The sequence below is a fragment of the Micromonospora sp. NBC_01638 genome (assembly GCF_045209745.1).
In the GTDB taxonomy this organism is placed as follows: Bacteria; Actinomycetota; Actinomycetes; order Mycobacteriales; family Micromonosporaceae; genus Micromonospora.
Genome location: NZ_CP109273.1, coordinates 830,065 through 849,771, shown reverse-complemented (window position 1 = coordinate 849,771; position 19,707 = coordinate 830,065). Strand labels below are relative to the sequence as shown.

General features: G+C 71.4%; 23 protein-coding genes and 1 riboswitch. Of the genes, 9 read left to right on the top strand and 14 right to left on the bottom strand.

Annotation, left to right across the window (positions count from 1 at the left end; genetic code table 11):
- Positions 1-11: 11 nt before the first annotated feature.
- Positions 12-1,454 carry an NADP-dependent phosphogluconate dehydrogenase gene (gndA, locus tag OG811_RS03835; RefSeq protein ID WP_406072167.1) on the bottom strand — a complete coding sequence of 481 codons (1,443 nt, stop codon included), beginning with the start codon at positions 1,452-1,454 and terminating at the stop codon, positions 12-14.
- Between the two features lie 189 nt (positions 1,455-1,643).
- Positions 1,644-1,940 (bottom strand): thiamine-binding protein, encoded by a 297-nt coding sequence (locus OG811_RS03830; RefSeq protein ID WP_196929949.1) that lies wholly within the window; start codon positions 1,938-1,940, stop codon positions 1,644-1,646.
- A 291-nt stretch (positions 1,941-2,231) separates the two neighbouring features.
- Here OG811_RS03830 and OG811_RS03825 point away from each other — a divergent pair, with 291 nt between their 5' ends.
- Entirely contained in the window at positions 2,232-2,630 is a 399-nt protein-coding gene (locus OG811_RS03825; RefSeq protein ID WP_406072164.1) for a hypothetical protein, read from the top strand.
- A gap of 186 nt (positions 2,631-2,816) precedes the next feature.
- Here OG811_RS03825 and OG811_RS03820 read toward each other — a convergent pair whose 3' ends face one another.
- The 3 genes from OG811_RS03820 to OG811_RS03810 all read right to left on the bottom strand — a co-directional run bounded on the left by OG811_RS03820 (position 2,817) and on the right by OG811_RS03810 (position 5,751).
- Positions 2,817-3,617, bottom strand: a complete 801-nt coding sequence (locus OG811_RS03820; protein ID WP_406072163.1) for an energy-coupling factor transporter transmembrane component T family protein — start codon at positions 3,615-3,617, stop codon at positions 2,817-2,819.
- The gene (locus OG811_RS03815; protein ID WP_406072161.1) at positions 3,614-5,053 is read right to left on the bottom strand and encodes an ABC transporter ATP-binding protein; all 1,440 of its coding nucleotides are present in this window, start codon (positions 5,051-5,053) and stop codon (positions 3,614-3,616) included. Before OG811_RS03815 ends, OG811_RS03820 begins: the two co-directional genes overlap by 4 nt.
- A gap of 110 nt (positions 5,054-5,163) precedes the next feature.
- A complete protein-coding gene (locus tag OG811_RS03810) occupies positions 5,164-5,751 on the bottom strand; it encodes an ECF transporter S component (RefSeq protein WP_406072159.1) in 588 nt (195 codons plus the stop codon).
- A 74-nt stretch (positions 5,752-5,825) separates the two neighbouring features.
- A riboswitch (TPP riboswitch) is annotated at positions 5,826-5,930 on the bottom strand.
- A 108-nt stretch (positions 5,931-6,038) separates the two neighbouring features.
- On the opposite strand from OG811_RS03810, the gene OG811_RS03805 reads away from it, so the two are divergent.
- From OG811_RS03805 to OG811_RS03790, 4 genes are all read left to right on the top strand, one after another.
- The gene (locus tag OG811_RS03805) at positions 6,039-6,869 is read left to right on the top strand and encodes an alpha/beta fold hydrolase (protein ID WP_406072158.1); all 831 of its coding nucleotides are present in this window, start codon (positions 6,039-6,041) and stop codon (positions 6,867-6,869) included.
- A 118-nt stretch (positions 6,870-6,987) separates the two neighbouring features.
- Positions 6,988-7,737: a sugar isomerase domain-containing protein gene (locus tag OG811_RS03800; RefSeq protein ID WP_406072156.1), complete on the top strand. Its 750-nt coding sequence runs from the start codon at positions 6,988-6,990 to the stop codon at positions 7,735-7,737.
- Positions 7,738-7,863: 126 nt separating this feature from the next.
- A complete protein-coding gene (locus OG811_RS03795; RefSeq protein WP_406072155.1) occupies positions 7,864-8,367 on the top strand; it encodes a DUF6328 family protein in 504 nt (167 codons plus the stop codon).
- Positions 8,368-8,486: 119 nt separating this feature from the next.
- Positions 8,487-10,493 (top strand): acyl-CoA dehydrogenase family protein, encoded by a 2,007-nt coding sequence (locus OG811_RS03790; protein ID WP_406072154.1) that lies wholly within the window; start codon positions 8,487-8,489, stop codon positions 10,491-10,493.
- An 84-nt stretch (positions 10,494-10,577) separates the two neighbouring features.
- Here OG811_RS03790 and OG811_RS03785 read toward each other — a convergent pair whose 3' ends face one another.
- The 8 genes from OG811_RS03785 to OG811_RS03750 all read right to left on the bottom strand — a co-directional run bounded on the left by OG811_RS03785 (position 10,578) and on the right by OG811_RS03750 (position 15,183).
- Positions 10,578-10,745, bottom strand: coding sequence for a hypothetical protein (locus tag OG811_RS03785; protein WP_355102045.1), 168 nt, complete (start codon positions 10,743-10,745; stop codon positions 10,578-10,580).
- A 9-nt stretch (positions 10,746-10,754) separates the two neighbouring features.
- Complete coding sequence (locus OG811_RS03780) at positions 10,755-11,363, bottom strand: hypothetical protein (protein WP_406072153.1); 609 nt, start codon at positions 11,361-11,363, stop codon at positions 10,755-10,757.
- A gap of 195 nt (positions 11,364-11,558) precedes the next feature.
- Positions 11,559-11,957, bottom strand: coding sequence for a Fur family transcriptional regulator (locus OG811_RS03775; RefSeq protein ID WP_406072152.1), 399 nt, complete (start codon positions 11,955-11,957; stop codon positions 11,559-11,561).
- Positions 11,954-12,253: a metalloregulator ArsR/SmtB family transcription factor gene (locus OG811_RS03770; protein ID WP_030338189.1), complete on the bottom strand. Its 300-nt coding sequence runs from the start codon at positions 12,251-12,253 to the stop codon at positions 11,954-11,956. Before OG811_RS03770 ends, OG811_RS03775 begins: the two co-directional genes overlap by 4 nt.
- Positions 12,254-12,296: 43 nt before the next feature.
- The gene (locus OG811_RS03765; RefSeq protein WP_406072151.1) at positions 12,297-13,163 is read right to left on the bottom strand and encodes a metal ABC transporter permease; all 867 of its coding nucleotides are present in this window, start codon (positions 13,161-13,163) and stop codon (positions 12,297-12,299) included.
- A 2-nt stretch (positions 13,164-13,165) separates the two neighbouring features.
- On the bottom strand, positions 13,166-13,927 hold the full coding sequence (locus OG811_RS03760; RefSeq protein ID WP_406072149.1) for a metal ABC transporter ATP-binding protein: 762 nt from the start codon (positions 13,925-13,927) through the stop codon (positions 13,166-13,168).
- Entirely contained in the window at positions 13,924-14,871 is a 948-nt protein-coding gene (locus tag OG811_RS03755) for a metal ABC transporter substrate-binding protein (RefSeq protein WP_406072148.1), read from the bottom strand. Before OG811_RS03755 ends, OG811_RS03760 begins: the two co-directional genes overlap by 4 nt.
- A gap of 54 nt (positions 14,872-14,925) precedes the next feature.
- Positions 14,926-15,183, bottom strand: a complete 258-nt coding sequence (locus tag OG811_RS03750) for a hypothetical protein (protein ID WP_406072147.1) — start codon at positions 15,181-15,183, stop codon at positions 14,926-14,928.
- A 29-nt stretch (positions 15,184-15,212) separates the two neighbouring features.
- Between OG811_RS03750 and OG811_RS03745 the strand changes: the two genes are divergently transcribed.
- The 4 genes from OG811_RS03745 (at position 15,213) to dusB (ending at position 18,790) form a co-directional block, all read left to right on the top strand.
- Positions 15,213-15,554, top strand: coding sequence for an antibiotic biosynthesis monooxygenase (locus OG811_RS03745; protein WP_406072146.1), 342 nt, complete (start codon positions 15,213-15,215; stop codon positions 15,552-15,554).
- A 24-nt stretch (positions 15,555-15,578) separates the two neighbouring features.
- A complete protein-coding gene (locus OG811_RS03740) occupies positions 15,579-16,058 on the top strand; it encodes a hypothetical protein (RefSeq protein ID WP_406072145.1) in 480 nt (159 codons plus the stop codon).
- A 115-nt stretch (positions 16,059-16,173) separates the two neighbouring features.
- Positions 16,174-17,553, top strand: a complete 1,380-nt coding sequence (locus OG811_RS03735) for a glycine--tRNA ligase (RefSeq protein WP_406072144.1) — start codon at positions 16,174-16,176, stop codon at positions 17,551-17,553.
- A 79-nt stretch (positions 17,554-17,632) separates the two neighbouring features.
- Complete coding sequence (dusB, locus tag OG811_RS03730) at positions 17,633-18,790, top strand: tRNA dihydrouridine synthase DusB (RefSeq protein ID WP_406075493.1); 1,158 nt, start codon at positions 17,633-17,635, stop codon at positions 18,788-18,790.
- Between the two features lie 237 nt (positions 18,791-19,027).
- On the opposite strand, the gene OG811_RS03725 is transcribed toward dusB, so the two are convergent.
- The gene (locus OG811_RS03725) at positions 19,028-19,687 is read right to left on the bottom strand and encodes a C39 family peptidase (RefSeq protein WP_406072142.1); all 660 of its coding nucleotides are present in this window, start codon (positions 19,685-19,687) and stop codon (positions 19,028-19,030) included.
- Positions 19,688-19,707: the final 20 nt, after the last annotated feature.

The following is a 19,707-nucleotide window of genomic DNA, read 5'->3' as shown; positions in this document are numbered from 1 at the left end:
CTACTTCCGAGTTAGGCGGGGGACTCGGTGCGGTCGGCGGCCCAGGTGGTGTGGAACGAGCCCTCGCGGTCCACCCGCTGGTAGGTGTGCGCGCCGAAGTTGTCCCGCAGACCCTGGATCAGCGCGGCGGGCAGCCGCTCGGCACGCAGCGCGTCGAAGTACGCCAGCGACGACGAGAACGCGGGCGTCGGCACACCGGCCCGGATCGCGTCGGCCACCACCCGCCGCCAGCTCGGCACGCCAGCGCCGACCGCCTCGGCGAAGTACGGCGCCACCAGCAGCGTCGGCAGGTCCGGCTGCTGGTCGTACGCCTCGCGGATCCGGTCGAGGAAGCGGGCCCGGATGATGCAGCCGCCCCGCCAGATCGTCGCCGTGCCGCCCAGGTCGATGTCCCAGTCGTACTCCTGGCTGCCGGCGCGGATGTGGTCGAAGCCCTGCGCGTACGCGACGATCTTGGAAGCGAGCAGCGCCCGGCGGACGTCCTCGACGAACGCGTCCCGGTCGGCGACCTGCCACTTCTCACCCGCGTCCGGGAACGCCCGGCGGGCCGCCTCCCGCTGGTCGACGTGCCCGGAGAGCGAGCGGGCGAAGGTCGCCTCGGCGATCCCGGTGATCGGAATGCCCAGGTCGAGGGCGCTCTGCACCGTCCACCGACCGGTGCCCTTCTGCTCGGCCCGGTCCTGCACGATGTCCACGAACGGTCGGCCGGTCGCCGCGTCGGTGTGCGCGAGCACATCGGCGGTGATCTCGATGAGGAACGACCCCAGCTCGCCGTCGTTCCAGTCGCGGAAGATCTCCGCGATCTCCGCGGGCTTGGCGCCCAGACCGGAGCGGAGCAGGTCGTACGCCTCGGCGATGAGCTGCATGTCGGCGTACTCGATGCCGTTGTGCACCATCTTGACGAAGTGCCCGGCGCCGTCCGGCCCGACGTGCATGCAGCACGGCACACCGTCCACCTGCGCGGCGATCTTCTCGAACATCGGCCCGAGCTTGGCGTACGACTCGGCGGAACCGCCCGGCATGATGCTCGGGCCGAGCAGCGCGCCCTCCTCGCCACCGGAGACGCCGGTGCCGCTGAAGTGCAGACCCTGCGCGCGCAGCGCCTCCTCCCGACGACGGGTGTCGGCGAAGTGGGCGTTACCGCAGTCGACGATGATGTCGCCCTCGTCGAGCAGCGGCACCAACTCGTCGATCACCGCGTCGGTGGGCGCGCCGGCCTTGACCATCACGATGACCGCGCGAGGTCGTTCCAACGACGCCACGAAATCGGCCATCGTCTCGCCGGGCACGAATGTGCCCTCGTCGCCGTGCTCGGCGATCAGGCTGCGCGTGCGCTCCGGCGAGCGGTTGTGCACTGCCACCTTGAAGCCGTTGCGGGCCAGGTTGCGGGCCACATTGCGCCCCATCACCGCCAGCCCGGTCACGCCGATCTGCGCCGTCGCCTGCTCAGCCATTCGTGCCGCCACCTCTCGTCACACCACTATCAGCGTTTGGAAACTTACCGTGATGTGAGCCGATAGGAACCAGTGATCGACGTCCCGTTACTGCACGTAATGTGGACGTTGTCGGTGCTGGCTTGGGCTCGCGGCAGTGGTCGGGGAGCCTCGCGCAGGGAAACTTGTCGTCATCCTGCGCCGCGCGCGTCAGCCTTCGGCGAGACGGGCTTCGATTCGAGCGATCTTCCCGGTGAGCGCGTCGGTTACCCCGGGCCGGACGTCGGCCTTGAGCACCACACTCACCCGGGGCGCCTGCGCGGCGACCACGTCGACCGCCCGCTTCACCACCGCCATCACCTCGTCCCACTCGCCCTCGACGGTGGTGAACATGGCATCGGTCCGGTTGGGCAGGCCGGACGCACGGACCACCCGCACCGCCTCGGCGACCAGGTCACCCACGGAGTCGTCACCGCCGAGCGGGGTGATCGAGAACGCGATCAGCATGTGCCGATCCTGCCAGTAAAAACGGGTGCGCGTCGGTCGGGCGGTGGCTAGGGTACGGACATGCGTAACTGACGCCCCACTTCCGAGCCGGCCCGCCGTCCCGCGTCGCGGTCCGTGCGCTCCCGGGCGTCCCCGCATCCTCTCCCCGCCGTTCGGCGGCGACGGCCCTGCCTGACACCGGTGAGCAGTCCCTTCCCCACTCGACCGTCGCGCAACGGCGGTCACCAGCCGATCCGACCGACCGCCGCAGCGCGGGACCGGCCGTGCCGGTCGGCATTGAAGGAGGCCCGGATGCCTGCCAGACGTAACCCGAAGAAGACCCGTACCCCGAAAGCGACGCCGCTCGGCGTCGACCCGGCGGCCGGCCACGACCCGCTCCGACCCACCCTCCCCGACCTCGCGGTCGAACCGGCCCTGCCGGCAGTGCTGGTGGAACCGGCGGCGTTGACCGAGTCGGCGCTGCCGGCGGTGCTGGTGGAACCGGCGCTGCCGGCGGCTGTTCCGGACGAGGTGGCGCTGCCGGTCGACGTGCCGGCGGTTGTCGACGCGCCGGCGATGGGAGATCTGCCGAAGCCAGCCGCGCGCCGATCGGCACCGACGGCCGGCCCGCAGGGTGGCGGCAACCGCTCCGGCGGCGGCCGCAGCCAGCAAGCCGGCCAGGCCCGCCGCTACGCCTTCCGCCGCAGCTGATCGAGCCGCCCCCACCCCGCCCCCGCCCCCCACCCCCGCCCCGCCCCCGCGATCTTGCACTTTCTGTCCTCGCATAACCGGCAAATTAGGATGAGCCGACGACAGAAACTGCAAGATCGGCGCGGCGGGGCGGGGGGCAGGGCCGGGCAGGGCAGGGGCAGGGCCGGGCGGGGTAGGGCGGCGGGTTTAGCTGATCAGGGGGCGGAAGGTGCCCAGGGCGAGGCTTGTGGTCAGGGCGGCTGCGGCGAGCACGATGGCCCCGGCGATGAGGAGGGCGTCGGCGCGGGTGAAGTGCTGCCGGCGGGCAACGGTACGGGGTGTGCCGGCGTCGAAGCCGCGCGCGTCCATCGCCACGGCCAGGCGGGTGCCCCGGCGGATGGCCCCGACCAGCAGCGCGAACGCGGTGGAGGCGAACAGCCGCAGCTTCGCCACCGGGTTGCGTCCCGCGTCGACACCCCGCGCTCGCCGGGCCATGCTGATCATTTGCCATTCCTGACCGAGCAGCGGCACCAGCCGGAACGCGGCCAGCGCCCCGATGGCGAACCGGGCCGGTGCCTTCACGTTCTGGATCAACGCGTCGGCCAGATCGGTGGGGTCGGTGGTCGCGAAGACGATCACACCGGGCAGGGCCACCGCGAACACCCGCAGCACCAGGCCGAGCGCGGTGAGCAGCACGCCGGTGCTCACCAGCACTGGTCCCGCGTCCAGCAGGACCTGGCCGGACTGGTCGGCGGCGAAGAGCACCAGGGTGACCAGGATGCCGGCGGCACTGAGCAGCAGTGGCCAGGCCCGGCGGGCCAACGCCCGGTAGCCGATGCCGAACAGCGGCAGCACCGCGAGTTCGAGCGCGATGGCGATCGCCGGGGCCACCGGGTCCAGGGTGGCCAGCAGGGTGAACGAGAAGACCAGAGCGGCGGCGACCTTCGCCACCGGGTTGCGGCGGGCCAACGGCGCGTCGGGCGCGGCGATCGGCTCGATGCTGATCATCGGTTGCCGTCCGGGCCGGTCACGGTCCGCTTAAGGGTGACGGTGCGGTCAGCGAGCGCGGCGACGAAGTCCGCGTCGTGGGTGACCGCGACCACGCCGTGGCCGGCGTCGCGCAGGTCGGCGAAGAGATCGACCAGCTCCCGCCAGGTCCGCCGGTCCTGGCCGAAGGTGGGCTCGTCGCAGATGAGCAGGCGGGGCGCGGTGGCCAGGGCGGTCGCCACGCTCAGCCGCCGCGCCTCACCACCGGAGAGGGTGTACGGGTTGGCCGCGGCGAGCCGGACCAGTCGCAGCCGCTCCAGCAGCCCGGCCACGGTCTCCTTGACGGCCGCCTCGGGCTGACCGGTCCGGCGCGGGCCGAGCGCCAGCTCGTCGAAGACGGTGCTGGTGACGAACTGGTGCTCCGGATCCTGGAAGACCGACCCGATCCGCCGGGCCAGCGCGGGGGCGCGCCAGCGGTGCGGGGGCGTGCGATGGTCGGCGTCGGCCAGCTCGGCGGACGCGGTGACCCGTCCGGTGCCCGGCCGGAGCAGCCCGCCGAGCAGCAACGCCAGGGTGGACTTGCCGGCACCGTTTGGTCCGCGTACGGCGAGCACCTCGCCGGCGCGTACCGCCAGGTTTGTGGAGCCCAGCCGGGGCGGCAGGCCGAGCCGGTCGGCGGTGAGCAGGAGCCCCCCGGGCGCGGCGGTGGCCGGCCGGGGTGCGACGGGGTGACCGGGCACCCAGACCCCCTCGGCGGCCAGAGTGGCACCGTGCGCGGCGAAGACCGCCTCGGGCGTGCCGTCCGCGCGGACCCCGCCGCCGGGTTCCAGGACGACCACCCGGTCGATCAGTGGCAGTGCCTCGGCGACCCGGTGCTCGACGAGGATCAGCGTGGTGTCGGCGTCCAGCGCGCCGACCACCGCCTGTCGGACCAGGTCGGCCCCGGTCGGATCGAGGTTGGCGGTTGGCTCGTCGAGCAGCAGCAGGCCGGGGCGCAGGGCCAGCGCGCCGGCCAGGGCGAGGCGTTGCTGCTCACCGCCAGAGAGCGCGGCGGTGTTGCGGTCCCGGGAGTACGGGAAGCCGACGCGCTGCAGCGCCTCGTCCACCCGGGGCCAGATCTCGGCGGCCGGCACTCCCCGGTTCTCCAGCCCGAACGCGACGTCGTCGCCGCAGCGCGCCATCACCAGTTGGGTCTCCGGGTCCTGGAAGACGATGCCGACCCGTTCCCGCCCCTTGCGCGGGTCGAGCCCGTCGATCTCGACGGTGCCCTCCTGCTCGCCGGAGTCATCCGGCAGCAGGCCGGCAAGCGCGTTGAGCAAGGTGCTCTTGCCGGCCCCCGAAGGCCCGAGCAGCAAAATCCGTTCCCCAGCCGCAACCCGCAGATCGACCCCCCGCACAGCCCAGGCGCGCCGCCCAGAGTGGCGCCACCCGAACCCCCGCAGTAGTACCTCGCCCATCTGACCCCCCCTCCGGGTCGCGTTCGCGTCCGTTGATCAAGAGGTTTGCGTCCGAAATCCGCCTCCCGTTGACGCAAACCTTTTGATCAACGCAGATGGGTGCCGTGGGGTTAGATCAGTGCGCGGTCGCGGCCTGCTGGGAAGCGGTCCAGGACGCCGGTGTTGGCCAGGGCCTTGGTCAGCAGCCAGCCGCCCGCGCCGGCGATCACGGTGGCGCTGCCAATGGTGAGCAGGGCGTACGGGATGCGGTAGTCGGTCAGCGCGTAGTCGACGTTCCAGATGAAGAAGTCGAACAATGCGGCACTGAGACCGGTCAGCGCGCCGGCCAGCACCGCGATCGGTGGGCGGAACGACCGGTACCGGAAGGCGGCGAACGCCAGCTCGGCGCCGATGCCCTGCACGATGCCCTGCGGGATCACTGTGCCGGCCCACTGGCTGCCCAGCAGCGCGGACAGGACCGCAGCGACCGTCTCGCAGTAGAGCGCGGCGCCCGGCTTGCGGATGACCAGACCGCCGATCACGGCCGGCATCAGCCAGACGCCGTAGAGCAGCGTCTGCGCCGGCGGGAAGAAGACGAACGCGCCCTCGGTGGCGCTCCAGACCAGGCCCCATGCCCAGAAGATGACGCCGAAGGCGACCGCGATCACCGAAGCGACCACGATGTCGATGGTCCGCCAACGGTTGGTGGTGTTGTCCATGTTTGCTCCCAGTTCAGTGCACGAACCAGGAGAAGACGCACGCCGCGCGTCCGGTGGCACCGGACGGCGGCGCGGCTGGAGGTCGACCGAACTCCCTGCGCTGGCATTACCCAGATCAGGTTCGAGGGTCTGCGGGCGTGCCCGCACTCTCAGCGCTGTGCGCTCCCCTGTCGGATGTGAAGTTGTCTCGCTGACGCTAACACCGACCAGGGCCGCTGGCCCAGCAGGGCATCCGCCTGCTCTGCGGTGAGCGACCGGCGCGCTGTTGGCTGGGTACGCTTCCGATCATGCGGGTTGACGCGCGAGGCTTCACGTTCGAGGTAACCGTCGGCGGTCCGCCGGACGGCGTACCCGTTCTGCTGCTGCACGGTTTCCCCCAGCACAGCGGCGAGTGGGACGACGTGGTGCCGGCGCTGCACGCTGGCGGGCTGCGCACGTACGCGCTGGACCAGCGTGGTTACTCTCCGGGCGCCCGGCCGACGGCGGTGGCCGACTACCGGATCCCCGAGCTGGTCGCCGATGTGGTGGCGGTGCTCGACGCGCTCGGGCTGGACGCCGTCCACCTGGTCGGCCACGACTGGGGCGCGATCGTGGCCTGGGCGGTCGCCGCCGGGCAGGCCGAGCGGCTCCGGACGCTGACTGCGGTGTCCGTGCCGCATCCGGCGGCCATGGCGCACGCCCTGGCCACCGACGGACAGCAGAAGGCCCGCTCGTCGTACATCGCGCTGTTCCGTAAGCCGGACAAGGCGGAGAAGGTGCTGCTCGCCTGGCACGCGACCGCGCTGTGCAAGCTGCTCGGTGGGGTGGGCGACGCGTCCCGGGTGGACCGCTACGCCGACCCGATGCGCGAGCCGGGGGTGCTCACCGCCGCGCTGAACTGGTACCGGGCGATGTCCCGCGCCGACCTGGCCGCGGTGGGCCCGGTCGCGGTGCCCACCACGTACGTCTGGAGTGACCGGGACGTCGCGATCGGCCGGACCGCCGCCGAGGCGTGCGCGGCGCATGTCACCGGGGACTACCGCTTCGTGCAGTTGCCCGGGGTGAGTCACTGGATCCCGGACGCGGCGCCGGGCCCGCTCGCCGAGGCGATTCTGGCCCGAGCCGGCGCGACGGCCTGAGCCGTGCGGGTCGGCGAGGGAGGGCAACGGTGACGACGGACGCCAGCGGGCCGGGCAGCCGACGCTCGATCGCCGCGCAGCTGCGCCTGCTGGCTCACAATCGGACGACGGAGGACGCATGACGGTGAGTGCCGAGGACTACCTGGCCGTGGTGACCGAGACGATCGGCCGGGTGGCCGCGAGTCAGCGGGAGGCGGTGGGGCGGGCCGCCGACCTGATCGCCGAGGCCGTGCGCGCCGACGGCGTGGTGCACGCGTTCGGCACCGGGCACTCGGAGGCCCTCGCGATGGAGATCGCCGGCCGGGCAGGCGGTCTGGTGCCGACCAACCGGATCGCGCTACGCGACCTGGTGCTGCTCGGCGGCGAACCGGCCGAGCGGCTCGGTCCGATGCTGGAGCGGGACCCGGCGGTCGCGCACCGCCTCTACGAGCTGGCCCCGGTGCGGCCCACCGACGTCTTCGTGCTCGCCTCGAACTCCGGGGTCAACGGCGCGATGGTGGAGTTCGCCGCGCTGGTCAAGGAACGCGGCCACGGGCTGGTGGCGATCACCTCCGCGCAGCACTCCGGCCGGATGACCTCCCGCCACCCGTCCGGGCGCAAGCTGAGTGACCTCGCCGACGTGGTGCTCGACAACGGCGCGCCGTACGGGGACGCGACGCTGCCGCTTCCCGATGGCGGTGCGGTCGGCGCGGTCTCCTCGATCACCGCGGCGCTGCTGGCCCAGCAGATCACCGTGGAGGTGGTGGCGCGGTTGCTGGAGGCGGGGGAGCGGCCGCCGGTCTACCTGTCGGCGAACATCCCGGACGGTGACGCGCACAACACGGCCCTCGAAGCCCGCTACGCGGGCCGGATCCGACGCGGGTCCTGACGCCGACCCCGCCCGGCAGATGGCCGGGAGGTGTCGTGAACCTGTTTCGCTCTCGGCCGGGTGGGGCATTGGCGTTGCTGCCGGCGGCCGGGACCGCCGGCAGTAGCGTCTCACCGGAGGTAGCGCGTGTCCAAGGAGACCGAGAAGCAGCGTTGGCAGCGCAACTTCGCCGACCTGTTGCAGGAGTTGCGGGTCGCACAGACCGGCGTGCAGATTCTCTTCGCCTTCCTGCTCACGCTGCCGTTCAGCAACGGGTTCACCCGGGCCAGCGAGTTCCAGCGGGATGTCTACATCGTGGCGCTGCTCGCGTCGGCCGCCGCCACCGCGCTGATCATCTCGCCGGTGGCGTTTCACCGGGCGCTGTTCCGGCAGGGGCGCAAGCCGGAGCTGGTGCGGTTCGCTCACCGGATGGCCACCGGTGGCCTCGCCTTCATGCTGATCGCGATGGTCAGCGCGGTGCTGTTGGTCACCGACTTCGTGCTGGACCGGCCGATCGCCTTCGCGCTCAGTGCGCTGGCCGGCCTCTGGTTCCTCACCTTCTGGATGATCCTGCCGTTTGCCCGGCGCAACTGGGGTGAGGACGACATCGACGATGAGGACGACAACCCGGACACGCTCACCGGCCGCTGATCGAGGCGGGCGGGCAGAAGCAGATCTGCACGCAGCGCTACCCCTGGGTAACACCCGGGGGTAGCGTGGCGTTGAGGGCGCATGCCGACGCAGCCGCACCGAGGTTCGAGGGGGCAGCCGTGACCACGACGCAGGACGGCCGACCAGCACCGGACGGCCCCGATTCCGAAACCACCCCCCACCCCGCCGGTGCCGCGGCGCCACTGCCGGCAGAGGCCGGGCAGGTCACCGAGAAGGAGGCCCGGCAGGTCGCCGAGGCCGCTCGCGAGTCCACCTGGGACCGGCCCAGTTTCGGCAAGGAACTGTTCCTCGGCCGGTTCCGGCTCGACCTGATCGACCCGTGGCCCCAACCCGACCCGGACGACGTGGCCCGCGCCGAGGAGTTCCTTGGTCGGTTCCGCGCCTTCCTCACCTCCGAGGTGGACGGCGCGGCCATCGAACGCGACGCGTCCATTCCGGACTCGGTGTTCCATGGTCTGGCCGGCCTCGGCGCGTTCGGCATGAAGATCGACCGGAAGTACGGCGGGCTCGGGCTGAGCAACCTGCACTACTGTCGGGCGCTGATGCTGGCCGGCTCGGTCAGCCCGGCCATCGGCGCGCTGCTCTCGGCGCACCAGTCGATCGGGGTGCCGCAACCGCTGAAGATGTTCGGCACCGCCGAGCAGAAGCAGCGCTTCCTGCCCCGGCTCGCCGCCGGCGAGGTGTCCGCGTTCCTGCTCACCGAGCCGGACGTCGGCTCCGACCCGGCCCGACTGGCCACCATCGCCGAGCCGACCGAGGACGGCACCGGCTACCGGCTCAACGGGGTGAAGCTCTGGGCCACCAACGGCATCGTGGCCACCCTGCTGGTGGTGATGGCCCGGGTGCCCGGCACCGAGGGCCGCCGGGGCGGCATCACCGCGTTCGTGGTGGACGGCGACAGCGCGGGCATCACCGTCGAGCGGCGCAACGAGTTCATCGGCCTGCGCGGCCTGGAAAACAGCCTCACCCGGTTCCACGACGTGTTCGTGCCCGCCGAGAACGTCATCGGTGGCGAGGGCAAAGGGCTGAAGATCGCCCTGACCACGCTGAACACCGGCCGGCTCTCCCTGCCGGCGATGTGCGTGGGCGCCGGCAAGTGGTCGTTGAACGTGGCCCGGGACTGGGCCGCCGACCGGGTCCAGTGGGGCCGGCCGGTGGGTGAGCACGAGGCGGTCGCGCAGAAGCTCTCCTTCATCGCCGCCACCACGTACGGCATGGAGACCATGCTCGACCTCTGCTGCCTGCTCGCCGACGACGACCGCAACGACATCCGGATCGAGGCGGCGCTGGTCAAGCTGTACGCCAGCGAGATGGCCTGGAAGATCGCCGACGAGCTGATCCAGATCCGGGGCGGGCGCGGCTACGAGACGGCCGACTCACTGGCCGCCCGCGGCGAACGCCCGGCCGCCGTCGAGCAGATGCTGCGTGACCTGCGGATCAACCGGATCTTCGAGGGCTCCACCGAGATCATGCACCTGCTGATCGCCCGGGAGGCGGTCGACGCCCACCTGTCGGTGGCCGGCGACATCATCGACCCGGAGGCTGGGCTCGGCCGCAAGGCCCGGGCCGGCGCCCGAGCCAGCGCCTTCTACGCGAAGTGGCTGCCCACGCTGGCCGTCGGTCGGGGGCAGAGCCCTTCGGCGTACGCCGAGTTCGGGCCGCTCGCCGCGCACCTGCGCCAGGTGGAGCGGTCGTCACGCAAGCTGGCCCGGTCGACGTTCTACGCGATGTCCCGCTGGCAGGGAAAGATGGAGCGTAAGCAGGCGTTCCTCGGCCGTGTGGTGGACATCGGCGCCGAGTTGTTCGCGATGTCCGCGGTCTGCGTCCGGGCTACCGCCGAGCGGGACAGCCGACCGGAGAACGTCGAGCTGGCCGACCTGTTCTGCCGGCAGGCGCGGGTCCGGGTGGACGCCCTGTTCACGGCACTCTGGGACAACACCGACTCGGTCGACACCGCCGCCGCGAAGCGGATCCTCGCCGGCCGCTACGCGAGCCTGGAGGAGGGCGTCGTCACGCCGTCCGACGAGCTGCCCTGGGTGGCCGGCTGGTCGCCCGGCCCGTCGACCGCCGAGGATGTCCGCCGCCGCATTCCGCCGAAGCCGTGACCCACACCGCCCGGCGCCGCTCCGGCGGGTCATCTTCGGCGGTGTCGACCGGCGTGCAGCCGGCGGTGGCCTCGACGGGGCAGGTCAGCGGGAGACCGCCCAGGCCAGCACCGCCGCCAGGATCAGGCCGTTGAGCGCGGCCAGACCCAGGTACGCCGAGGGTGGGATCTTCTTGCCCCGGCGCACGAAGCTGACCAGGACGGCGGCGTAGCCGAGCAGCAGGACGGCGATGACGATCAGGAAGTAGAACACCCAAAGACCTTAGCGGCCTCTACCGCGCAGGCCGAGTTGGCGCAGCTCCAACGCGGCCAGGGCGTCGACGGTTTCGTCGTCGCCGCGCCGCCACGCCTCGGCGACGTCCGGAGCGATCCGGGTCAGCCGACCCAGTGGCTGAGTGGCCAGCGCGCGCAGGGCGAGCAGGTCCCGGCCCGCCGGGCCGGCGGCCAGCTTCGCGGCTGAGGAGGCCCGGCGCATCCACCGGACCCGCAGCGGCAGCCAACCGAAGAGCACCAGGCCGAGCGGAAAGATCAGCACCGCGATGGTGAGGGCGAGGGCGAGCTGGTCGACCAGTTGCTGCTGGTCGCGGCCGGCGTCGGCGAGTGACCGGGCGGCGTCGGCGGCCCGCTGGAAGGGCGCGGTCAGCTCGTCGCCGACCAGCGGCACCCGGCCGACCTTGCTGCCGGCGTCGCCCAGGTTGTCGGCGAGCCCGCTGCCGGCGCCCTCCAACTTCTGCCCCGGTACGGCGAGCTTCTGCACCAGGTCGTGCAGCCACAGCGCGCCGCGGATCGCGACGTACACCCAGGCGACGACGAGCAGGTCGGTGAGCAACTGACGGGCGGCGGTCGGAAACCGATCGGCATAGATTTTCACGCCGGACAGCGTGCCACGAACCGACCGATTCGTGCAGTGGAGGTGAGCCTCCCGGGGCGTGATCGACCATCGATGCAGCACGATCGTGCTCGATCGAGGAAGTAGTGGTGTCGCCGTGCTCGGGAGGCCACCACATCCTTGATCGAGCACGATCTACGACGGTGGTCCGCGCCGATGGCGGCCGGGGCGCGGGTGTCAGCGGACGCAGGTCGGGCAGGTGCCGAAGATCTCCAGGGTGTGGCTCACGTCGGCGTAGCCGTGCTGCGCGGCGACCCGGTCGGCCCAGCTCTCCACCGCCGGGCCGGCCACCTCCACCGTGCGCCCGCAGGCCCGGCAGACCAGGTGGTGGTGGTGGCCCTCGCTGCACCGGCGGTAGAGGTGCTCGCCGCCCGGCGGACGCATCACGTCGATCTCACCCGCGTCGGCCAGCCCCTGCAGGGTGCGGTAGACGGTGGTCAGGCCGACCCGCTCGCCGCGCTGCCGCAGCATCGCGTGCAGGTCCTGGGCGCTGTGGAAGCCTTCCATCTCGGCCAGCAGCGCGCTCACCGCCGAGCGCTGCCGGGTGTTGCGCAGCGTGGCGCTGTTCTCGCTCATGATCCCTCCCCGGCGTGGCTGACCGCGTCTGCCACGATGTGCGCGACGTGCTCGTCGACCAGGCTGTAGGCGATCTCCCGACCTCGGCGGGAACCCCGCACCACGCCCGCGCCGCGCAGCACCCGCAGGTGCTGGGAGACCAGCGGTTGCGCGGCGCCGAGCTTTTCCACCAGCTCGTGCACGCACCGCTCACCGCCGGCCAGCTCGCTGACGATGGCCAGCCGGATGGGCGCGGACAGGGCGCGGAGCAACTCGCTGGCCCCGTCGAACCCGTCGTACCCCGTGGCGCTGGTCATTCTGCAACGGTAACCAATACCACCGACGTCGCGTGGATCAGGATCAATTCAGCACGACCTCGTGCGGTTCCGGTGTCACCGCGGCGGTCGGTGTCGCCCGGCGGCGCAGCGCCCGCCAGACGCCGCTGGCCACGGCCACCACCAGGAAGGATGCGATCGCCACCAGCACCACCGAGGCACCCGGTGCGGTGTCCGCCGTGGCCGCCACCCAGACACCGGAGCCGGCGGCGAAGAATCCGAGCGCCATCGCGGCCGTCATGGTGCTGCGGAAGCCCCGGGTGACCTGCTGGGCGGTGGCGACCGGCACCACCATCAGTGCGCTGATCAGCAGCACGCCGACGGCCCGCATCGCGATGGTCACGGTGACTGCGGTGGCGACCGCGATCAACAGGTTCAGCGTGCGTACCGGGAGGCCGGAGACCCGGGCGTACTCCTCGTCGTGACTGACTGCGAAGAGCGCCGGGCGCAACGCGATCATCGTGATCAGGATCGCCGCGCCGAGCACCGCGATGGTGACCAGGTCGGCGGGCGAGATGGTGGTCAGCGACCCGAACAGGTAGGCGTTGAGGTTCGCGCTGGTCGCGTCCGAGAGGCCGACCAGCAGCACGCCGCCCGCGATGCCGCCGTAGAAGAGCAGGGCCAGGGCCAGGTCACCGGAGGTACGCCCACGGGCGCGGACCACCTCGATGGCGACCGCGCCGATGGTGGCGGCGATCACCGCGACCAGCACCGGTGAGCGGTTGAGCAGCAGACCGGCACCGACGCCGGTCAGCGCCACGTGCCCGACACCGTCACCGATCAACGCCAGCCGCCGCTGCACCAGGTAGATGCCGAGCGCCGGGGCGGCCAGGCCGATCACCAGCGCGCCGATCAGGGCGCGCTGCATGTAGGGGTACTGGAAGAGTTCCATGGTCAGTTGCTCCACAGCCCGGCGGGCTCGTCGTAACAGTGCGGGTGCACGTGGTCGTGGTCGGGCGCCGCGTGGTGCCCGGCCGGGTCCGGCACCGCGCCGTCGTGCGCGATCCGACCCTCGTGTACGACGACAGCCCGACTGATCACCGGTCGCAGCGGGCCCAGCTCGTGGGCGACCAGCAGCACCGTCCCGCCGTCGCCGACGAAGTCGCGCAGCGCGTCGGCGAACGCCTCCTGGCTGGCCGCGTCCACCCCGGCGGTGGGCTCGTCGAGGACCAGCAGCTCCGGTTGACCGGCCAGTGCGCGGGCGATCAGGGTGCGCTGCTGCTGGCCCCCGGAGAGCGTGGACACCGGGTCGCGGGCACGGTCGGCGAGCCCGACCGCGAGAAGTGCGGCGTCGACGGCGGCCCGGTCGGCCCGACCCGGCGGGCGGAGCACCCCCCGGCGGGCCAGCCGGCCGGAGGCCACCACCTCGCGGACGGTGGCCGGTACGCCGCCGCCCGCGCCCAGGCGCTGCGGGACGTACCCGATGCGTGCCCACTGTCGGAAGCGGCGCAACGGCCGGTCGAAGAGGGTGACCGAGCCGGCGCTGATCGGCACCAACCCGAGCACGGCGCGGATCAGGGTGGACTTGCCGGAGCCGTTGGCACCGAGCACCGCGACCACCTCACCGGCGGTCACGGTGAGCGAGATGTCCCGGAGCACGGGGCGGCCGTCGTAGCCGACCACCCCGTGCTCGACGGTGATGACAGGTGAGGTCACGAGCAGCTCAAGGCCGTCTGCAGGGTCTGCAGGTTCGTACGCATCACCGAAAGGTAGTCCCCGTTGCTGTCGGCGGCGAGCCCTTCGATCGGGTCCAGCACGGCGGTCCTCGCGCCGACCTGACCGGCGATGGTCTCGGCGACCTTCGGGCTGACCAGGGTCTCGAAGAAGATCGTGGTGGCCTGGTGCTCCTTCGCCTCCTCGATCACGTGCGCGAGCCGCTGCGGTGAGGGCTCGACGTCCGGGCTCAGCCCGGTGATGCCGACCTGGTCGAGCTGGTAGCGGTCGGCGAGGTAGCCGAACGCGGCGTGGCTGGTCACGATCTCCCGCCGCTGGCAGGTGGCCAGGCCACGCTTGAACTCGCCGTCCAGGGTCGTCAGGTCGGCGCTGAGCGCCGCGGCGCGGGCGGTGTAGTCGGCGGCGTGGCCCGGGTCGGCCGTGCCGAGCCGCTGGGCGAGCTCGTCACCGATGCCGGCCAGCCGGGTCGGGTCGAGCCAGACGTGCGGGTCCTTGCCGCCGTTGCCATCCTCGGCGTGCCCCTCCTCGCCCTCGTGGTCGTGCCCGCCAGCGGTCGCGTTCAACAGCGGCTGCACGGTGGTCACGTCGAACGCCCGGTCGCCGCCGTTCTGCGCGACGGCGTCATCCACCGCGGGCTGGAAACCTTTGAGGTAGACGATCAGCTCCGCCTCGGCGACCTGACCGACCTGGCTCGGGTTGAGCTCCAGGTCGTGCGGCTCGGCACCGGGCTTGGCCAGGTTGGTCACCCGGACCGTGTCGCCGCCGATCCGCTCGGCCAGAAACTGGAGGGGGTAGAACGCGGCCACCACGTCGACCCGTTGGGGGTCGGCGCCGACGGCACCACCGACGGAGCAGCCGGCCCCGGCACCCAGGGCGAGGAGAGCGGTCGCGGCGGCCAGGACGCGGTACGTGGCGCGGTTGGTCATGTCGTCAACTGTCCGTGGCAACGATAATGATTGTCAAAAACGCATGATTGCATGTCAGAACAGCTTCGCGAGACCCACAGTCACGAGCAGGGTGAGCATCACGAGTCGAATCACCCGGGTCTGCGGCGCCTGAACCGCCCAGGTCGTAGCCAACAGGGTGATCAGGACCGCGGCGAGCGCGAGCGTCAGCAACCCGCCGATCACCCCCGGCGTGAAGAACGCCACCAGCACCACCACCAGGGTGAGCAGGAACACCGACGTGGGGTTGGCCCCGGCCAACCGGGCCAGCAGAGGGCGCTGCGTACGCTGCATCCCGCAGACTCTACGAGGAGGTACCCCCGTTGTTGGTGACCAACCGGTTCGTGGTCGATGTCGATGTCGCCGACGACTTCACCGAACGGGCGCACGCCGCCCTCACCGCACTGGCCGCCCGCACCGGCTACCTGCGCGGTCAACTGGTCCGGGCGCTCGACGATCCCCGGCACTGGTCGCTGGTCACCGAATGGGAGTCGGTCGGCACGTACCGGCGGGCGCTCGGCGCCTTCGAGGTCAAGGTCAGCGCCGTGCCGCTGCTCGCCGAGTCGGTCGACGAACCCTCCGCGTACGAGGCGCTGGCCACCGCCGCCCCCGGCGGGGCCGTGGTCGTCGCCGAGAGTGATCGGGCTGCGGGTCCTTACCGCTGAGCCGCTGGACACTACGCTGCTCCTATGACCGCACCCGCCCCGCCACCCGGTCCCGGCGTGGCTCCGCCGTTTGCCGCGCCACCCACCGAGGGCCGCCGGACTCGGCTCTGGATCGGCCTCGGCGTCGGCGCGCTCGCCGTGGTGCTCTGCTGTGGCGGGGGCGGCGCCGCCGTCGTCGGCCTGGCCGTCAGCGGCGTGCAGGCGGTCCGGGAGCAGGCCCGCACCGTGACCGGCGACTACTACCAGGCCCTGGTCGAGCGGAACTACGGGCGGGCGTACGAGCAGCTCTGCGACGACGCGCAGCGGCGCGAGTCACGGCCCGAGTTCGAGCGGCGCGCCGCCGCCGAACCTCAGGTCGCCGCATTCCGGGTGGGTGAGGTGGACACCACCAACCTGACCGTGCCGGTCGACGTGACACTTGCCGGCGGCGACCGGGAGCGGCAGCAGGTCAGCCTCGGCCAGGACACTCGGACCGGTGGCGTGGAGGTCTGCGGGGTCAGCTGACCCGCCCCCGGTATTCTGCTGGGCTCAGGGCGACGGTCGTCGTACCGTTGTCCCCGAACTGACCGCTCCATCCACATCTCGCCCCCGCCGACCGCCAGCCGGCGTAGGAGGAAACATGCCAGCCGACCGTATCGACGCCGTCGTCAGCCTCGCCAAGCGACGAGGCTTCGTCTTCCCCTCCAGCGAGATCTACGGAGGCACCCGATCGGCGTGGGACTACGGCCCGCTCGGCGTGGAGCTCAAGGAGAACGTCCGCCGGCAGTGGTGGAAGACCATGGTCCAGCAGCGCGACGACGTCGTCGGCCTCGACTCCGCGGTGATCCTGGCCCGCAAGGTCTGGGAGGCGTCCGGCCACATCGCCGAGTTCGTCGACCCGCTCACCGAGTGCCAGTCCTGCCACAAGCGGTTCCGGGCCGACCACCTGGAAGAGGCGTACGAGGCCAAGCACGGCAAGCCGCTGACGTCGCTCGCCGAGCTGAACTGCACCAACTGCGGCAACAAGGGCACCTTCACCGAGCCGAAGATGTTCAACGGCCTGATGAAGACCTACCTGGGCCCGGTGGAGAGCGAAGAGGGCATGCACTACCTGCGCCCGGAAACGGCGCAGGGCATCTTCGTCAACTACAAGAACGTCGAGACGGTCGCCCGCAAGAAGCCGCCCTTCGGCATCGCGCAGACCGGCAAGTCGTTCCGCAACGAGATCACCCCGGGCAACTTCATCTTCCGGACCCGTGAGTTCGAGCAGATGGAGATGGAGTTCTTCGTCGAGCCGGGCACCGACGAGCAGTGGCACGACTACTGGCTCCAGGAGCGCTGGAACTGGTACCTCGACCTCGGCCTGTCGGCGGACAATCTGCGCCTCTTCGAGCACCCCCAGGAGAAGCTCTCGCACTACTCGAAGCGGACGGTGGACATCGAGTACCGCTTCCAGTTCGGTGGCACCGAGTTCGCCGAGCTGGAGGGTGTCGCCAACCGCACCGACTTCGACCTCTCCACGCACAGCAAGCACTCCGGCGTCGACCTGTCGTACTTCGACCAGACCAAGAGTGAGCGCTGGATGCCGTACGTCATCGAGCCCGCCGCGGGTCTGACCCGCGCGGTGCTCGCCTTCCTCCTGGAGGCGTACGACGAGGACGAGGCGCCGAACACCAAGGGCGGCGTGGACAAGCGCACCGTGATGCGCTTCGATCCGCGGCTCGCCCCGGTCAAGGTGGCGGTGCTGCCGCTGTCCCGCAACGAGGCGCTGTCGCCGAAGGCCAAGGACCTCGCGACGCTGCTGCGCAAGCGCTGGGTCGTGGAGTTCGACGACTCGCAGGCGATCGGCCGTCGTTACCGCCGGCAGGACGAGATCGGCACCCCGTTCTGTGTGACGGTCGACTTCGACACCCTGGACGACAACGCCGTGACGGTGCGCAACCGGGACACCATGGCCCAGGAGCGGGTCTCCCTGGACCAGGTCGAGCGCTACCTGATCGAGCGCCTCCCCGGCTGCTGAGACTCTGCGCACGGGGCCTCGGCCGACGCGAAAAGCGTCGGTCGGGGCCCCGTACACTTGTCCGGTGACTGCCTCGACCATGCCTGCGCTGCGCCCGTTGACTCTCGGGCCGCATCAGGTGTGGCCGCCGGTGGTGCTCGCGCCGATGGCCGGGATCACCAATGTCGGGTTCCGCCGGCTCTGCCGGGAGCAGGGCGGCGGCATCTATGTCTGCGAGATGATCACCACCCGGGCGCTGGTCGAGCGGAACCCGAAGACGCTGCGCATGATCACTTTCGGCGATGACGAGAAGCCGCGCAGCCTCCAGCTCTATGGCACCGACCCGGAGATCACCGCCGCCGCCGTGCGGATCGTCGTGGAACGCAACCTGGCCGATCACATCGACCTCAACTTCGGCTGCCCGGTTCCCAAGGTCACCCGGCGTGGCGGCGGCGCGGCGCTGCCGTGGCGGCGCCGGCTCTTCGCCCGGCTGGTGCGGGCGGCGGTGGCTGCCGCGTCACCGTCCGGGGTGCCGGTCACGGTAAAGATGCGCAAGGGCATCGACGACGACCACCTGACGTACGTCGAAGCGGGGCTCGCCGCCCAGGACGCTGGCGTGGCCGCGGTGGCCCTGCACGGGCGGACGGCCGCGCAGCGCTATTCAGGCACCGCCGACTGGGACGCGATCGCCACCTTGAAGCAGGCCCTCGACGTGCCGGTGCTCGGCAACGGCGACATCTGGGAGGCCGACGACGCGCTGCGGATGGTCGCGCACACCGGCGTCGACGGCGTGGTGATCGGGCGTGGCTGCCTGGGCCGACCATGGCTCTTCGCCGACCTGGAGGCCGCCTTCAACGGTCGGTCGGAGCGGCGGCTGCCCACCCTCGGCGAGGTGGCGGTGACCATGCGCCGGCACGCCGAGCTGCTGGTCGACCAGTTCGTGGCCGGTGCCCGCAACCCGGCCCGGGGCGAGCGGGACGGCTGCACCGACTTCCGCAAGCACGTCGCCTGGTACCTGAAGGGCTTCCCCGTCGGCGGCGAACTGCGCCGCTCGCTGGCGATGATCGAAAGCCTGGCCCAGCTCGACGACCTGCTCGGCAAGCTCGACCCGACGGAGCCGTTCCCGGTGACCGCCCTGGGCCAGCCGCGCGGACGCACCAACTCGCCGGGCAAGGTCTTCCTGCCGGACGGCTGGCTGGCCAACCGGGACGACGACACCGTCCCCGAGGGCGCCGAAATGGACGACTCCGGCGGCTGAGCTGACCGCACTGGCGAGGGCACGACCCCGGGTGGCGATGCAGGGGTTGGCGCGCTTTGGAGCTGATGTCGCAGACGATTCAACGCCTCGTCGATGCCCTGAATCGTCTACGACATCAGCTCCAGAGGGCCAGCTAGCCATTCGGTCCCGGCCTGGCCCGGCCCGGCTGACCGGACGACGACGAAGGGCCGGGCCCCTGGTGGGGTCCGGCCCTTCGGTCGTTGTTGGTTGTGTGGGTCAGCTGGTGGCGTAGCCGCGGGTGGCGATCCAGTCGGCGAGGCGCTCGGTGGTGATCTCGTAGGAGGCGGTGTTGGGGTCGGCGGAGTCGGCGATCTTCACGACGTTGCCGTTGTCGCGGTAGCCGACGACGCTGATGTAGTGCCCGCCTTCGAAGGAGTGCACGTCGCCGTTGGTGTCGACGCTGGTGCCGGCGATGTTGGCGACCATGGCGCGGCCGTCGTCGACGGTCTTGACGATGTCGGCGCGCAGGGTGTCGGTCTGCTTGGCGTCAGCGGCGGGGGTGCTGATCTCGACGCTGCGGTAGGCGTCGTTCTTACCGGTTTCCTTGTTCAGGACCGGGGTGATGTCGTTGATGGAGTTGGTGCCGGCTTCGGTGGTGCCCATTTCCTTGGCCATGGCGTCGATGCTGATGTCCTTGCCCTGCACGCTCAGGGCGTTGCGGGCGGCGGCGGGGCCGCAGTAGTAGAAGTTCGGCTGCGCCTCGTAGCGCACACCCAGCTGACGCTCACCGGCGGGCTTGCGGTCGGTCTGGGTCTGGGTGGCGGGCTTGGCGTCGGACGCGGCGTAGGCGGTGGTGACGGGGCCGATGATGGCGCCGCCGGTGAAGGCGAGCCCAGCAGCGGTCAGTGCGGTCTTACGGATCAGATCGGTACGCATGGTGGCGTGCTCCTCTGCAT

Coding starts and splice junctions, on each gene's coding strand:
- OG811_RS03750 (WP_406072147.1), bottom strand. CDS start 15,183: ATGCAGCGTACGCAGCGCCCTCTGCTGGCCCGGTTGGCCGGGGCCAAC.
- OG811_RS03740 (WP_406072145.1), top strand. CDS start 15,579: ATGACCGCACCCGCCCCGCCACCCGGTCCCGGCGTGGCTCCGCCGTTT.
- OG811_RS03815 (WP_406072161.1), bottom strand. CDS start 5,053: ATGGGCGAGGTACTACTGCGGGGGTTCGGGTGGCGCCACTCTGGGCGG.
- OG811_RS03820 (WP_406072163.1), bottom strand. CDS start 3,617: ATGATCAGCATCGAGCCGATCGCCGCGCCCGACGCGCCGTTGGCCCGC.
- OG811_RS03805 (WP_406072158.1), top strand. CDS start 6,039: ATGCGGGTTGACGCGCGAGGCTTCACGTTCGAGGTAACCGTCGGCGGT.
- OG811_RS03765 (WP_406072151.1), bottom strand. CDS start 13,163: ATGGAACTCTTCCAGTACCCCTACATGCAGCGCGCCCTGATCGGCGCG.
- OG811_RS03825 (WP_406072164.1), top strand. CDS start 2,232: ATGCCTGCCAGACGTAACCCGAAGAAGACCCGTACCCCGAAAGCGACG.
- dusB (WP_406075493.1), top strand. CDS start 17,633: ATGCCTGCGCTGCGCCCGTTGACTCTCGGGCCGCATCAGGTGTGGCCG.
- OG811_RS03830 (WP_196929949.1), bottom strand. CDS start 1,940: ATGCTGATCGCGTTCTCGATCACCCCGCTCGGCGGTGACGACTCCGTG.
- gndA (WP_406072167.1), bottom strand. CDS start 1,454: ATGGCTGAGCAGGCGACGGCGCAGATCGGCGTGACCGGGCTGGCGGTG.
- OG811_RS03770 (WP_030338189.1), bottom strand. CDS start 12,253: ATGACCAGCGCCACGGGGTACGACGGGTTCGACGGGGCCAGCGAGTTG.
- OG811_RS03775 (WP_406072152.1), bottom strand. CDS start 11,957: ATGAGCGAGAACAGCGCCACGCTGCGCAACACCCGGCAGCGCTCGGCG.
- OG811_RS03725 (WP_406072142.1), bottom strand. CDS start 19,687: ATGCGTACCGATCTGATCCGTAAGACCGCACTGACCGCTGCTGGGCTC.
- OG811_RS03800 (WP_406072156.1), top strand. CDS start 6,988: ATGACGGTGAGTGCCGAGGACTACCTGGCCGTGGTGACCGAGACGATC.
- OG811_RS03810 (WP_406072159.1), bottom strand. CDS start 5,751: ATGGACAACACCACCAACCGTTGGCGGACCATCGACATCGTGGTCGCT.
- OG811_RS03735 (WP_406072144.1), top strand. CDS start 16,174: ATGCCAGCCGACCGTATCGACGCCGTCGTCAGCCTCGCCAAGCGACGA.
- OG811_RS03755 (WP_406072148.1), bottom strand. CDS start 14,871: ATGACCAACCGCGCCACGTACCGCGTCCTGGCCGCCGCGACCGCTCTC.